12 protein-coding genes and 1 tRNA gene are annotated in these 13,047 nt (G+C 71.3%); 9 read left to right on the top strand and 4 right to left on the bottom strand.

The window, feature by feature from the left end; translation table 11 throughout:
* Positions 1-126 precede the first annotated feature (126 nt).
* From ACIHAA_RS25720 to ACIHAA_RS25680, 9 genes are all read left to right on the top strand, one after another.
* The gene (locus ACIHAA_RS25720) at positions 127-972 is read left to right on the top strand and encodes a hypothetical protein (RefSeq protein WP_399821058.1); all 846 of its coding nucleotides are present in this window, start codon (positions 127-129) and stop codon (positions 970-972) included.
* 190 nt (positions 973-1,162) lie between these two features.
* A complete protein-coding gene (locus tag ACIHAA_RS25715) occupies positions 1,163-1,891 on the top strand; it encodes a YcnI family protein (protein ID WP_399821109.1) in 729 nt (242 codons plus the stop codon).
* 166 nt (positions 1,892-2,057) lie between these two features.
* Entirely contained in the window at positions 2,058-2,738 is a 681-nt protein-coding gene (locus ACIHAA_RS25710; RefSeq protein ID WP_399821056.1) for an SCO family protein, read from the top strand.
* Positions 2,735-3,196, top strand: a complete 462-nt coding sequence (locus ACIHAA_RS25705) for a copper chaperone PCu(A)C (RefSeq protein WP_399821054.1) — start codon at positions 2,735-2,737, stop codon at positions 3,194-3,196. Before ACIHAA_RS25710 ends, ACIHAA_RS25705 begins: the two co-directional genes overlap by 4 nt.
* Positions 3,197-3,249: 53 nt before the next feature.
* On the top strand, positions 3,250-5,445 hold the full coding sequence (locus ACIHAA_RS25700) for a copper resistance CopC/CopD family protein (protein ID WP_399821107.1): 2,196 nt from the start codon (positions 3,250-3,252) through the stop codon (positions 5,443-5,445).
* Between the two features lie 8 nt (positions 5,446-5,453).
* Positions 5,454-6,944, top strand: coding sequence for an iron uptake transporter deferrochelatase/peroxidase subunit (gene efeB / locus ACIHAA_RS25695; protein ID WP_399821051.1), 1,491 nt, complete (start codon positions 5,454-5,456; stop codon positions 6,942-6,944).
* 135 nt (positions 6,945-7,079) lie between these two features.
* Positions 7,080-8,012 carry a prephenate dehydratase gene (gene pheA / locus ACIHAA_RS25690; RefSeq protein WP_399821050.1) on the top strand — a complete coding sequence of 311 codons (933 nt, stop codon included), beginning with the start codon at positions 7,080-7,082 and terminating at the stop codon, positions 8,010-8,012.
* Positions 8,013-8,531: 519 nt separating this feature from the next.
* Complete coding sequence (gene serS, locus ACIHAA_RS25685) at positions 8,532-9,809, top strand: serine--tRNA ligase (RefSeq protein WP_399821048.1); 1,278 nt, start codon at positions 8,532-8,534, stop codon at positions 9,807-9,809.
* Entirely contained in the window at positions 9,806-10,624 is an 819-nt protein-coding gene (locus ACIHAA_RS25680) for an HAD family hydrolase (RefSeq protein ID WP_399821045.1), read from the top strand. Before serS ends, ACIHAA_RS25680 begins: the two co-directional genes overlap by 4 nt.
* Before the next feature lie 25 nt (positions 10,625-10,649).
* On the opposite strand, the gene ACIHAA_RS25675 is transcribed toward ACIHAA_RS25680, so the two are convergent.
* From ACIHAA_RS25675 to ACIHAA_RS25660, 4 genes are all read right to left on the bottom strand, one after another.
* A tRNA-OTHER gene (locus ACIHAA_RS25675) sits at positions 10,650-10,771 on the bottom strand.
* Between the two features lie 247 nt (positions 10,772-11,018).
* Positions 11,019-11,258, bottom strand: coding sequence for a hypothetical protein (locus ACIHAA_RS25670; RefSeq protein ID WP_399821044.1), 240 nt, complete (start codon positions 11,256-11,258; stop codon positions 11,019-11,021).
* 106 nt (positions 11,259-11,364) lie between these two features.
* The gene (locus tag ACIHAA_RS25665; protein WP_399821041.1) at positions 11,365-12,084 is read right to left on the bottom strand and encodes an ABC transporter permease; all 720 of its coding nucleotides are present in this window, start codon (positions 12,082-12,084) and stop codon (positions 11,365-11,367) included.
* A gap of 10 nt (positions 12,085-12,094) precedes the next feature.
* Entirely contained in the window at positions 12,095-13,006 is a 912-nt protein-coding gene (locus ACIHAA_RS25660) for an ABC transporter ATP-binding protein (protein WP_399821040.1), read from the bottom strand.
* Positions 13,007-13,047: the final 41 nt, after the last annotated feature.

The raw sequence follows: 13,047 nt of genomic DNA, 5'->3' as shown, positions 1-13,047 counted from the left end.
AGTGTATGCACGCGCCCTGCATCGCCGAAGGTGATCTTCCGGGCGACCGTCCCGCATAGCGCACGAAAGCCGCCTTGCGGACCTGCCGCACGGGCCCGCGGAAGTCAGTGCGATGATGAGGCCGCCATGAGTGCCCCCCAGCAGCGCACCGCGCACACCGGATGCGATCTGCGGATCCTGCGGGCCGCGGTGTTCGCCGCGGTCTGCGTCGTGCTGGCCGGTGCCGGGCACGCACTCGCCTCCTGCGGTGTGGTTCCGCTGTGGACGCTGGGCGCCGGTTTCCTCGGCGTGTTCGCCGTCACCTCCCTGCTCACCGGGCGGGAACGCTCCCTGTGGGGGATCACGGGACTGCTTGCGGCGGGCCAGACCCTGCTGCACACCCTGTTCGCGCTGGGGCAGCGCTCCGGCGGGGCGTCCATGGCCTCGATGGCGGCCATGCCGTCGATGACGGCGAACGGGACATCCGCCTCCGATGCCACGCTCGTGACCCGGGCCGCGCACCTGCTGTGCGGCACCACCGCGGCGGCGCTCTCCCCCGCGCAGGCGCAGAAGATCCTCGCCGACGCGCGGCTCGGCACCGCCGCGGACCCGGCCGTGGTGCACCACCCCGCGGACGCCCTGTCGGCCGCCGGTTCCTGGTGGTCGGTGCTGCCGTCGGTGCCGATGCTGCTCGGGCATCTGCTGGCGGCCGTCGCCGCCGGATGGCTGCTGCGCCACGGGGACAGGGCGCTGCTGCGGCTGATGCGGCTGTCCGCGCACGGGGTCGCGGAGGGGGCGCTCGTACGGTCCCTGCGCTTGTCGTTCGCCCTGGCGCGCGCCCTGCTGGCCGGGCTCGCCGTCGCTCCCCGGGCGGGCGCGCGCGCCGCGCGCACCGAGTTCCTGCTCCCGCCGAAGCCGCGGACGACCGCGCTGCGGCATGCGGTGATCCGCCGCGGGCCGCCCCGCTCCGCTCCTCCTCTTCTCGCCGCCTGACGCGACGCGCCGCTCCCCCGTCCTGCGAAGGGGTCGCAAGTCCTTTACGAAGGGGCCGCCGTCGCGCGGCACGCGTGCCTGCCCGTGGGATGCCACGACCGTGGCGGTCCCCGCGCACGCGCCTCTCCTCGTCAATGACTCTCACTCGGAGTGGAGTGTTCTTCACGTCATGAAGGCCATCAAGGGTTCCCTGAAGGCGTCCCGCCTCGCCGTCACCGGCGCCGCTGCCGCGTCGGCCGTGCTGTTCCTGTCCGTCCCCGCGTTCGCGCATGTCACCGTGCAGCCGGAGGGCGCGGCCGCCAAGGGCGGGTACGCGGTCGTCGACTTCAAGGTGCCGAACGAGCGGGACAACGCCTCGACCACCAAGCTCGAGGTCTCCTTCCCGGCCGACCACCCGCTGGCCTCGGTGATGCCGCAGCCCCTCGACGGCTGGAAGGTCGATGTCACCAAGTCCAAGCTCGCCAAGCCCCTGACCATGCACGGGCGGCAGATCGACGAGGCGGTCACCAAGGTCACCTGGACCGCCACCGGCAAGGGCATCGAGCCGGGCTACTTCCAGAAGTTCCCGCTCTCCGTCGGCCAGCTCCCCGAGGACTCCGACCAGCTCGTCTTCAAGGCCCTCCAGACGTACTCGAACAACGAGGTCGTGCGCTGGATCGAGCCGCAGAAGGAGGGCCAGGAGGAGCCCGAGAACCCGGCCCCGGTGCTCCCGCTGAGCGCCGCCTCGGAGGAGGGCCACCACGGCTCCGCGGCCGGGGACGCCTCCGACGCGTCGGACCACGAGGACACCGCGTCCGGATCCTCCTCCGGCACCAGCGACATCACCGCCCGCATCCTCGCGGTGGTGGGCATCGTGATCGGCGCCGGAGGCGTGGCCTACGGCGCCCTGGCGGGCCGCCGACGCGCCACTCAGGTCTGAGTCGGGCCGCCCCCGGACCCGCGCCGGGGGCGTACGGCAGCACGGCGACGCGCCCCGTACACCCCCGGCGCACTCCAGAACCGCATCAGCACACGCCACACCGCTCCATCGCACTTCAGAACTGCTACATCACACTCCAGAACCGCTACATCTGGGACATTTCTCTATGCGCAAGAAGAAGACGCTCACCGCGGCGGCCCTCCTCGCCGCCGCCGCGTTCACCCTCTCCGCCTGCGGGACCGGCGGCGGCAGCGGCAGCGGCAACCCGGTCGCCGTGGTCTCCGCCGAGCCCGGCTCGGCCAAGGTCGGCACCGTGCTCGACCAGCCGTTCGCCAAGCCGGACCTCGTCCTCACCGACACCCACGGCAAGACGTACGACCTGCGCGCGCAGACCAAGGACAAGCCGACGCTGGTCTACTTCGGCTACACCCACTGCCCGGACGTCTGCCCGCTCACCATGAACAACCTCGCCGTCGCCAAGAAGGAGATGGAGAAGGACAAGGGGCTGACCCAGGCACAGAAGGACTCGCTGCGGATCGTGTTCGTCACCACCGACCCCGAGCGCGACACCTCCGCCGCGCTCGGCAAGTGGCTCCAGGGCATCGACCCCGAGATCGTCGGCCTGACCGGCAAGTTCTCCACCGTCCAGGCGGCCGCCCGGAGCCTCGGCATCAGCATCGAGCCGCCCCGGAAGGACAAGGACGGCAAGATCATCTCCACTCATGGCACCCAGGTCATCGCCTTCTCCCCGAAGACCAACGGGGGGTATGTGCTCTACGGCCAGAACGCCACCGTGGACGACTACACCAAGGACCTCCCCAAGATCATCAAGGGGGAGAACCCGTGAAGCTCCGTCCCGGCCGGATCACCGCCCTGACGGCAGCGGCCCTGATACTCGCGGGCTGCGGCGGCTCGGGCGGCGGCTCGTCGGCCAAGCCCGAACTGAAGATCACCGGCGCCTATATGCCCGCACCCTCCGGCGGCGACATGGCGGCCGGATTCTTCACCGTCGCCAACTCCGGCGGCGCCGACACCCTGACATCCGCCACCAGCGAGCTCGCCGGTGATGTCACCCTGCACTCGACCAGGAACGGCGCCATGGAGGAGGAGAAGTCCTTCGCCGTGCCCGCGAACGGCACGCTCGACTTCGCGAGCGGCGGCAACCATGTCATGTTCGACAAGCTCACCCACAAGCCGAAACAGGGCGAAAAGGTTCCGGTGCAGCTGCACTTTGCCAAGTCCGGAACGGTCACGGTCGAGATGCCGGTGAAGTCGGCGACGTACAACCCGATGACCGGGCACTGAGAAGAGGGATCACCGTGACGCAGGCCATCGCCCCCGACACGCACACGCGGAGAATCACCGGCCCGGCGCCCGCCCGCCCGCGCCGGGCGGCCAGGGCCGTCCCGGCGCTGCTGGCGCTGCTGCTGGCCGCCCTGGGCGTGCTCTTCGGCGGGGCCGCCCCGGCCTCCGCGCACGCCGCGCTGCTCGGCAGCGACCCCGCGCAGGGAACGGTGGTCGACACGGCACCCGCCCAGGTCACCCTGACCTTCTCTGAGAAGGTCGGCCTCTCCGACGCGTCGCTCCAGGTCCTGGACCCGCGGGGCAAGCGCGTCGACACCGGGAAGCCGTCCAACCTGAGCGGGACGATCTACGGGATCGGGGTGCGCCCGGGGCTGCCCAAGGGCACGTACACCGTCACCTACCAGGTGGTGTCCGCGGACAGCCATCCCGTCTCCGGTGCCTTCACCTTCTCCATCGGCGCGCCGTCCGCGACCTCGGTCTCGGACGCCGCGCCACCCACGGGCGGCGGGATCGTGGGGGCGCTCTACGGCTTCGCACGGTATGTCTCCTACGCCGGCTTCATCGTCCTGATCGGCGGGGCGGCCTTCGTTCTGGCCTGCTGGCAGCGGGGGGCCGGGGTGCGGCCGGTGCAGCGGCTCGTGGTCTCCGGATGGGTGGCCCTCACCTCGGCGACGCTCGCGCTGCTGCTGCTGCGCGGTTCGTACACCGGCTCGGGCAAGGTCGCGGACATCTTCGACCTGTCCCTGATGGGGCAGGTGCTCCAGACCAGGACGGGGGCCGCTCTGATCTCCCGGCTGCTGCTGCTCGCGGCGGCGGCACTGTTCATTGCGGTGCTGTTCGGGGCGTATGTACGGCGGGACGAAGAGGCCGAGGGCGCGGCCGGGGGCGCCGAGTCCGACGGTGCCGACGGAGCCGACGACCGGGCCGCGGAGAAGCGGGACCTCACCTTCGGGCTCGCCCTCGGCGGGACGGTCGTGGCGGCGGGGCTCGCGGCGACCTGGGCCATGGCCGAGCACGCCTCCACCGGCATCCAGACCGGGGTGGCGATGCCGGTCGACATCGTGCATCTGCTGGCCGTCGCCGTCTGGCTGGGCGGTCTCACCACGCTGCTGGTATCGCTCTGCCGGGATCCCTCCATCGAGTCGGCGGCCGTCCGCCGCTTCTCGCGCCTCGCCTTCGGCAGCGTGGTCGCCGTGACCGCGACCGGTGTCTACCAGGCATGGCGGCAGCTCGGCTCGTGGTCCGCCCTGACCGGGACGTCGTACGGGCAGCTACTGCTGGTCAAGGTCGCCCTGGTGGCCGGTCTGGTGGGCATCGCCTGGTTCTCCCGCCGCTGGACGGCACGGCTGGTGGACGCACCGGCCGGGACGGCGGCGAAGAACGGGACGGCGGCGAAGAAGGAGCGCGCGGGCGGGAAGAAGCGCGCGGCAGGGGCGGCGAAGGCGTCGGGGAACGTCTCCGGGAAGACAGCGGGGAACGCCTCGGGAAATGCCTCCGGGAAGACCTCGGCGAACGTGGCCAAGGTGGCCAAGGCGTCCGGGAAGACCTCGGAGAAGGCCTTCGCGACGGCCTCGGGCACGTCGTCGGGCACGTCCACCGGCAAGCCCTCGGACGCGGCGTCCGGCAAGCCGTCCGGTACGTCCTCGGGCAAGGGCAGCGGCCGGGGTGGCGGGGCTCGTTCGGAGCGGGCCGCGCAACTGGCCCGGCAGCAGGCCGCCGTGGCCGCCACGCAGGCCAGGCGCGACCGCGAGGCCGACCCCGTCCGTTCGGGGCTGCGCCGCTCCGTGCTCGCCGAGGCGGGTGTCGCGGTCGTCCTCCTCGCCGTCACCACCGTACTGACCACGACCGAGCCGGGGCGTACGGAGGAGGCCGTGAAGGCGGCCACCGCGTCCGCCTCCCAGCGGTCCGGACCGCTGTCGCTGAAGATGCCCTTCGACACCGGCGGCCAGGACGGCAAGGGCACCATGGAGGTCACCCTCGACCCGGCCCGGGTGGGCAACAACGAGATGCACATCTATGTGGTGCGGCCGGGCGGGAAGGCGTTCGATGTCCCCGAGGTCGAGGTCGCCCTCACCCTGAAGGCGAAGAGCATCGGACCGCTCCCCATCACACCCGACCGCATCGCCACCGGCCACTGGTCGGCGAGCGGGGTGCAGATCCCGATGGCGGGCGAGTGGGAGATCGCGGTGACCGTCCGGACCTCCGACATCGACCAGACCACCGTGACCAAGAACGCGAAGATCGGCTGAACCCCACCATGGCTGACCAGTCCACCTCGGAGGCGTCCCCGGAGGGCATCCCCTCCCAGACATCGCCGGACCACCCGGCCGCCAAGGCCGCACCGGGAGCCAAGAGCGCACAGGGCACCAAGGGCGCACCGGCCGCCAAGGCCGCATCGGGGGCCAAGGGCAAGAAGTCCGGGAAGGCTTCCGCCGGTGTCGCCCGCGGGGGTGCCACGGGCAGAAGTGCCCCCGCGAAGACGGCCCCCGGCAGGAGCGCCCCGCCGGAGACCGCCCCCGCGGACGCCTCCCGGGGGGCGATCTCGCGGCGGCGGCTGCTCGGGACAGCCGGTGCCACCGGGCTGGTGCTGGGCGCCGCGGGCGGAGCCGCCGGATACGCGGCGGCGCCCTCCGAGAAGGGCCTGCCGCTGACCTCGCTCGGCGCGGACCGGGCAATGTTTCACGGGAAACATCAGCCCGGCATCACCGAGGGCCTCCAGGCGAGCGGCCATCTCGCCGCGTTCGATCTGGCACCGGGCGCCGGGCGCACGGAGGCCGCCGCACTGCTGCGCCGCTGGTCGGCCACCGCAGAGCGGCTGATGGCGGGCGAGTCGGCACCGCACGACGACACCGATGTCGCCCGCGATGCCGGTCCCTCCGGCCTGACCCTCACCTTCGGCTTCGGCAACAGCTTCTTCTCCCGTACGGGCCTGGAGCGGCAGCGTCCCTCCGCCCTGGACCCGCTGCCGGTCTTCTCCTCCGATCAGCTGGACAAGTCCCGCAGCAACGGCGACCTCTGGGTGCAGATCGGTGCCAACGACGCGCTCGTGGCCTTCCACGCGCTGCGCGCCATCCAGAAGGACGCGGGCAGCGCGGCACGGCTGCGTTGGCAGATGAACGGCTTCAACCGCACCCCGGGCGCCACCGCGCACCCCATGACCGCCCGCAACCTGATGGGCCAGGTCGACGGCACCCGCAATCCGAAGCCCGCCGACACCGACTTCGACCAGCGGATCTTCGTCCCCGCCTCCGGCGACCCGGCCTGGATGGCGGGCGGCTCCTACGCCGTCGTACGCCGGATCCGGATGCTGCTCGACGACTGGGAGAAGCTCTCGGTCCCGGCCCAGGAGGCGGTGATCGGGCGCCGCAAGTCCGACGGCGCGCCGCTCACCGGCGGCACCGAGACGACCGCGATGGACCTGGAGAAGACCGGCGCGGACGGCAATCCGGTGGTCCCACTGAACGCGCACGCGCGCATCACCCGGCCCGACCAGAACGGGGGCGCGGCCATGCTGCGCCGGCCGTTCTCCTTCCACGACGGCTTCGACGCTGACGGGAAGCCGGACGCGGGCCTGCTGTTCGTCTGCTGGCAGGCGGACCCGCTGCGCGGCTTTGTCACCGTCCAGCGCAAGCTGGACCGTGGGGACGCGCTGTCGCAGTTCATCCGGCACGAGGCGAGCGGTCTGTTCGCGGTGCCGGGCGGTGCGGCGAAGGGGGAGTACGTGGGGCAGCGGCTGCTGGAGGGCTGACCGGGAGCCGCGGAGGGCCGACCGGAGACGCGGACGGCTGACCGGGAGGCGGAGGGCCGACCGGGAGCCACGGGGGCCGGACATCGTTTTCCACAGATTCCAGCCGGGTTTCGCCGGGCCCATTAGGGTGAGGTCATGCCAGCCAGCTATGCGTATCTCGGTCCCGAGGGCACCTTCACCGAGGTCGCCCTGCGCACCCTGCCGGAGTCCGCGACCCGGGAGCTCGTGCCGATGGTCTCGGTCCCGGCGGCGCTCGACGCCGTCCGCAGCGGTGAGGCCGAGGCCGCCTTCGTGCCGATCGAGAATTCGGTGGAGGGCGGTATCACGACCACCCTCGACGAACTGGTCGCCGGTGAGCCCCTGATGATCTACCGGGAGGTGCTCCTCTCGATCACCTTCGCGCTGCTGGTCCGGCCCGGCACCAAGCTCTCCGAGATCAAGACGGTCACCGCGCACCCGGCCGCGCAGCCGCAGGTGCGCAACTGGCTGAAGGCCCATCTCCCGGACGCCCTCTGGGAGTCCGCCGCGTCCAACGCGGACGGCGCCCGGCTGGTCCAGGAGGGGCGCTATGACGCCGCCTTCGCGGGCGAGTTCGCCGCCGCGCGCTACGGGCTGGAAGCGCTGGAGACGAACATCCATGACGCCGAGAACGCCCAGACGCGTTTCGTGCTGGTCGGCAGGCCCGCCCGCCCGGCGGCTCCGACGGGCGCGGACAAGACCTCGGTGGTGCTGTGGCAGCGCGACGACCACCCCGGTGGGCTGCGTGATCTGCTGGGCGAGTTCGCCGTCCGCGGGGTCAACCTGATGCTGCTCCAGTCCCGCCCGACGGGAGCCGGAATCGGGAACTACTGCTTCTGCATCGACGCCGAGGGCCATATCTCCGACCGCCGGGTGGCCGAGGCCCTGATGGGGCTGAAGCGGATCTGCCTCCAGGTGCGCTACCTCGGCTCGTATCCGCGCGCGGACATCACCCCGGCCGAGATGCGCACCCTCCGGCCGGGGACCTCGGACGAGGAGTTCGTGTCGGCCGCCGACTGGGTGGCGCGCTGTCAGGACGGCCGGTTCTAGCGCCTGGTACGACCTGCGGATTTTCACTGTCCACAGAAGTTATCCACAGGCGCCTTCTCGATCTGGGGACAAGTCGACAAGACTGCCCGTCGGGGTTCACGCTTCCCTCGGTCGACCCCCCGGTCGTCCATCGTCGCGTCCCGTACCGTTGTCCACCTGTTTCTCTCGATCAACTCTTTGGGGCGACCCTTTTCCACCTGAAAGTGGAAGTGATGGGGGTTTGTGCGGCGAATTCTCCGCCCCGGGAGGGATCTTCGGAATGATCAGTTCCGAAATCCACAGATCTTCCGCACAGCCTGTGGATAACTTCCTGGAGCCCCCGGCGGCCTGTGGACAAGCAGACCTCAAATCCCGCTGCCCACAAGGGTTTCCGGTCAACCGAGCACGCCCGGAGCGCCCCCTTCCGGGGACAGTGTCCCTATTTCTTGACACACTGTGTAATTGCGCCACAACAGAACATCCGCCACGGATCGATAAACGGAGTCGTGGGCCGGAACTCGGCACCGGTAGCCTTGAGGGGTGATTGACCTTCGCCTGCTCCGTGAGGACCCCGACCGTGTTCGCGCTTCCCAGCGCGCCCGTGGTGAGGATGTCGCGCTCGTCGACGCCCTCCTCTCCGCCGACGAGAAGCGCAGGTCGTCCGGCGTCCGCTTCGACGAGCTCCGTTCCGAGCAGAAGGCGCTCGGCAAGCTGATCCCCAAGGCCTCCGGCGACGAGAAGGCCGAACTGCTCCAGAAGGCGGGCCGGCTCGCCGCCGACGTCAAGGCGGCCGACGCCGAGCAGCACGAGGCCGACGAGGAGGCCAAGCGCCTGCTCCTCCAGCTCGGGAACCTGGTGCACCCCGACGTCCCGGTCGGCGGCGAGGAGGACTTCGTCGTCCTGGAGACGCACGGCACCATCCGTGACTTCGGCGCCGAGGGCTTCGAGCCCAAGGACCACCTGGAGCTGGGCGAGGCGCTCGGCGCGATCGACGTGGAGCGCGGCGCCAAGGTCTCGGGCTCGCGCTTCTACTACCTGACGGGCGTCGGCGCCCTGCTGGAGCTGGCCCTCGTCAACGCCGCGATCGCACGGGCCGTGGAGGCCGGGTTCACCCCGATGCTCACCCCCGCCCTGGTCCGCCCGCGCGCCATGGAGGGCACCGGCTTCCTCGGCCAGGCCGCGGAGAACGTGTACCACCTGGAGAAGGACGACTACTACCTGGTCGGCACCTCCGAGGTCCCGCTCGCCGCGTACCACATGGACGAGATCGTCGAGGCGGACCGGCTGCCGCTGCGCTACGCGGGCTTCTCCCCCTGCTTCCGCCGCGAGGCCGGGACCTACGGCAAGGACACCCGGGGCATCTTCCGTGTGCACCAGTTCGACAAGGTCGAGATGTTCTCGTACATCGACCCGGAGGACGCGGAGAACGAGCACAAGCGCCTGCTGGAGTGGGAGAAGGACTGGCTCACCGCGCTGGAGCTGCCGTTCCAGGTCATCGACGTGGCGTCGGGCGACCTGGGCGCGTCCGCCTCGCGCAAGTACGACTGCGAGGCCTGGATCCCCACCCAGGGCAAGTACCGCGAGCTGACCTCGGCGTCCAACTGCGACAGCTTCCAGGCCCGCCGTCTGTCGGTCCGCATGCGGGACGGCAAGAAGGTGCAGCCGCTGGCGACGCTGAACGGCACGCTGTGCGCCGTACCGCGGACGATCGTGGCGATCCTGGAGAACCACCAGCTGGCCGACGGCTCCGTACGGGTGCCCGAGGTCCTGCGCCCGTACCTGGGCGGCCGGGAGCTGCTGGAGCCCGTCGCCCAGTGAGCACGGCCGACTCCGCACGACTTCCCTACGGACTGATCGCGACCGACCTCGACGGGACGCTGCTGCGTTCCGACGGGACGGTCTCCGCGCGTACGCGTGCGGCGCTCGCCGCGGCCACCGCGGCGGGCGCGGCGCACATCGTCGTCACCGGCCGCGCGGTCCCCTGGACCCGTCCCGTCCTCGACGACCTCGGCTACCGGGGACTCGCGGTGTGCGGCCAGGGCGCACAGGTCTACGACGCGGGGGAGCGCCGTCTGCTGACCTCCGTGACGCTGGACCGGCAGCTCGCGGGGCTCGCGCTGGCGAAGATCGAGGCGGAGGTGGGCCCGCTGCTGCTGGCGGCGAGCCGGGACGGACTGGACGGAGAGGTCCTGGTCGCCCCCGGCTACCGGGTCCACGACGGGCCGCTGCCCTACCAGCCGATCAGGGACGCGGCGGATCTGTGGTCGGCGCCGCTGAACAAGGTGTACCTCCAGCACCCGACCCTGGGCGACGACGAACTGGCCGAGGCGGCGCGGGGCGCCGCCGGGGGCCTGGTCGGAGTGACCGTGGCGGGCGAGGGGATAGTCGAGATCCTGCCGCTGGGCCTGACCAAGGCCACCGGGCTGTCCCTGGCGGCCCGCCGCCTGGGCATGAAGGCCGCGGACACCATCGCCTTCGGCGACATGCCGAACGACATACCGATGTTCGCGTGGTCGGGCCGCGGTGTGGCCATGGCCAACGCGCACGAGGAGCTGAAGGCGGTCGCGGACGAGGTGACGCTGTCCCACGAGGAGGACGGCATCGCGGTGGTACTGGAACGACTGCTCGGCTAGAGCCTCCCGGACCGTGCCGGAATCGCGGAGGATGCGCGGATCGAACGCGCGCGGGGGCTGACCCCGACCGCAGCCCGCCCATGGGCGACCACCTGACGGTGATCGGACATGACGCGGGCCGGTGCCTTGCCACTCGGCCAATCCTCCGGGTGGGCGGCCCACGCGAAACGCGTCGCGTGCTCGAAGCGGCCGCCCCGGGCAGCTCCCCGTGCGGGGCGGGCTCGACGGAGGCGTGACTACTCCTGAGCCTGCCGCGGGCTGCCCTGCCGGGAGCCGGGCGGCTCCTCTCCCGGTATGTGGCGCCGGCCGGTCCGGCGTCGTGGGCTCCACTGTGCCCGTACGCCGTATCGGACGCCACCGAATAAGAGCACCCGGCCAGACGGGGGCGGGAGTGCTACCGGCGGCGCCGTCTGCGGCGACGGGCCTTGCTGAAGAACCAGCCGGCGGGTGGCTCGTCGGAGCGCCAGGGCTGGGGATCGGGCACCTGGCCGCGCCAGCGCGCGGCCAGCATCCTGGCCCGCGCCGACGGCTCCGTCGTCGGCGCGGACCGTATGAAGTCCTCGTCGAACACGGCGCCGTCCCAGGTGTCGCCGGTCTCGCCCGGCCCCTCGCCCCCAGGTGCCTCCGCTGTCATCCCCGGTCCTTTCCGCGCTGCATCCCCTTTGTCCAGTGTGCCCGGGCAGAGGTGAAGCCGCCGTCAAGAGCGCCCGCCCCCACCGGGACGGCCGGCCGCGGGGCTTCTACTCCTCGCCCGCCAGCTTCAGCGTCCGCAGCTTCTGACCGGCGTACCAGGTGGTGGCCAGGGTCACCACGACCAGCAGCACCACGGCGGTGGGCAGTCCGACCTCCGAGGTGACGAGCGAGCTGCCGGTGACCTTCTGGGCCACGGCGAGCGCCCACTGCTGGATGCTGAGCGTGCGCGCCCCGGAGACCAGCGAGCCGAAGAGCGCCTCCCAGACCAGTGCGTACACCAGTCCGAAGACCACCGCGTGGCGGCTGACCGTGCCGAAGAGCAGGAACAGGGCGGCGTAGGCGATGGAGGCGACCAGCGCCGCCACCGTGTACGCGACCGCGATCTGCTGGCCGTTGCCGTTGAGGATCAGGCCCGCGACAAAGGTGGGCAGCGCCGAGAACGCCATGGTGACCGCGACGGCGACAAACAGCTTGGTGGTGATGATCGTGGACCGCTTCAGCGGCTTGGACAGCAGATACACCACCGAGCCGTCGTCGATCTCGGGCCCGATCGCGCCGGTGCCCGCGATGACGCCGATGATCGGCACCATGGTGGCGAGCGCGAAACCGCCGAGCAGGTCATGGGCGACCTGGTCGTCGGCGCCGGTCAGCGTCCGGACGATCACGGAGATCACGATCAGCAGCGCGGGCAGTGCGCCGAGGATGAGGGCCCGGCGGCGGCCGAGCAGGCCCCGGTAGGTGAGCCGGGCGACTGTGGGGTCGTACATCTTGGGCCTCCTACGCCGCGACCAGATACGAGAACACGGACTCGAGGGACTCGTCCGACGGCGAGACCGTGAGCAGCCGGATGCTCTGCTCACGCGCGACCCTCGGCAGCAGGGCCGTGAACCGGCCGAAATCCACCGCCTGGACGCGCAGCGCGCCCTCCGCGAGGTCGACCTCGATGCCCGACGTCGACGGGTCGGCGATCAGCGCGGCCGCGAGCGCGCGGTCGTCGCTGGAACGCACCAGATAGCGGTGCGGGCGGTCGGTCATCAACCGGCGGATCTTCCGGAAGTCACCGCTCGCCGCATGCCGTCCGGCGACGATCACCTCGATGTGCGAGGCGAGTTGCTCGACCTCTTCGAGGATGTGGGACGAGAAGAGGACCGTACGGCCCTCGGCGCCCATGCGCCGCAGCAGGTCCATCAACTGCATCCGCTGTCGCGGGTCCATACCGTTGAACGGCTCGTCGAGCAGCAGCAGGGAGGGGTCGTGCACCAGCGCGGACGCCATCTTCACCCGCTGGCGCATGCCCTTGGAGTAGGTGGAGATCTTCCGGTCCTGGGCGTATTCCATCTCGACGGTGGCGAGCGCCCGCCCGGCGGCCTTCGCGCCCAGCCCGTGCAACTCCGCGTTGGCGAGGACGAATTCGCGCCCGGTGAGGACGTCGTACATCGCCTCGCGCTCGGGGACGATGCCGATGTGCCGGTAGATCTCCTCGTTGCGCCACACAGGCTGCCCGTCGAGGGTGACGGAGCCGGTGGAGGGGGCGAGGAAGCCGCCCATCATGTTGATGAGGGTGGACTTTCCGGCGCCGTTCGGGCCCAGCAGACCGGTGACGCCCGGGCCGATGGTCATGGTGACGTCGTTGACGGCCACCACGTTGCCGAACCAGCGCGAGACATGGTCGATGGAGAGAGTGCTCATGGACGCAGCCCGTTCCTGGGAAGGGTGGTGAGGGGCGACGG

Origin of the sequence: Streptomyces sp. NPDC052040 (genome assembly GCF_044548405.1) — a bacterium.
Taxonomy (GTDB): domain Bacteria; phylum Actinomycetota; class Actinomycetes; order Streptomycetales; family Streptomycetaceae; genus Streptomyces.
Note: the sequence above shows the minus strand (reverse complement) of the source record. Positions and strands in the feature narration are given on the sequence as shown.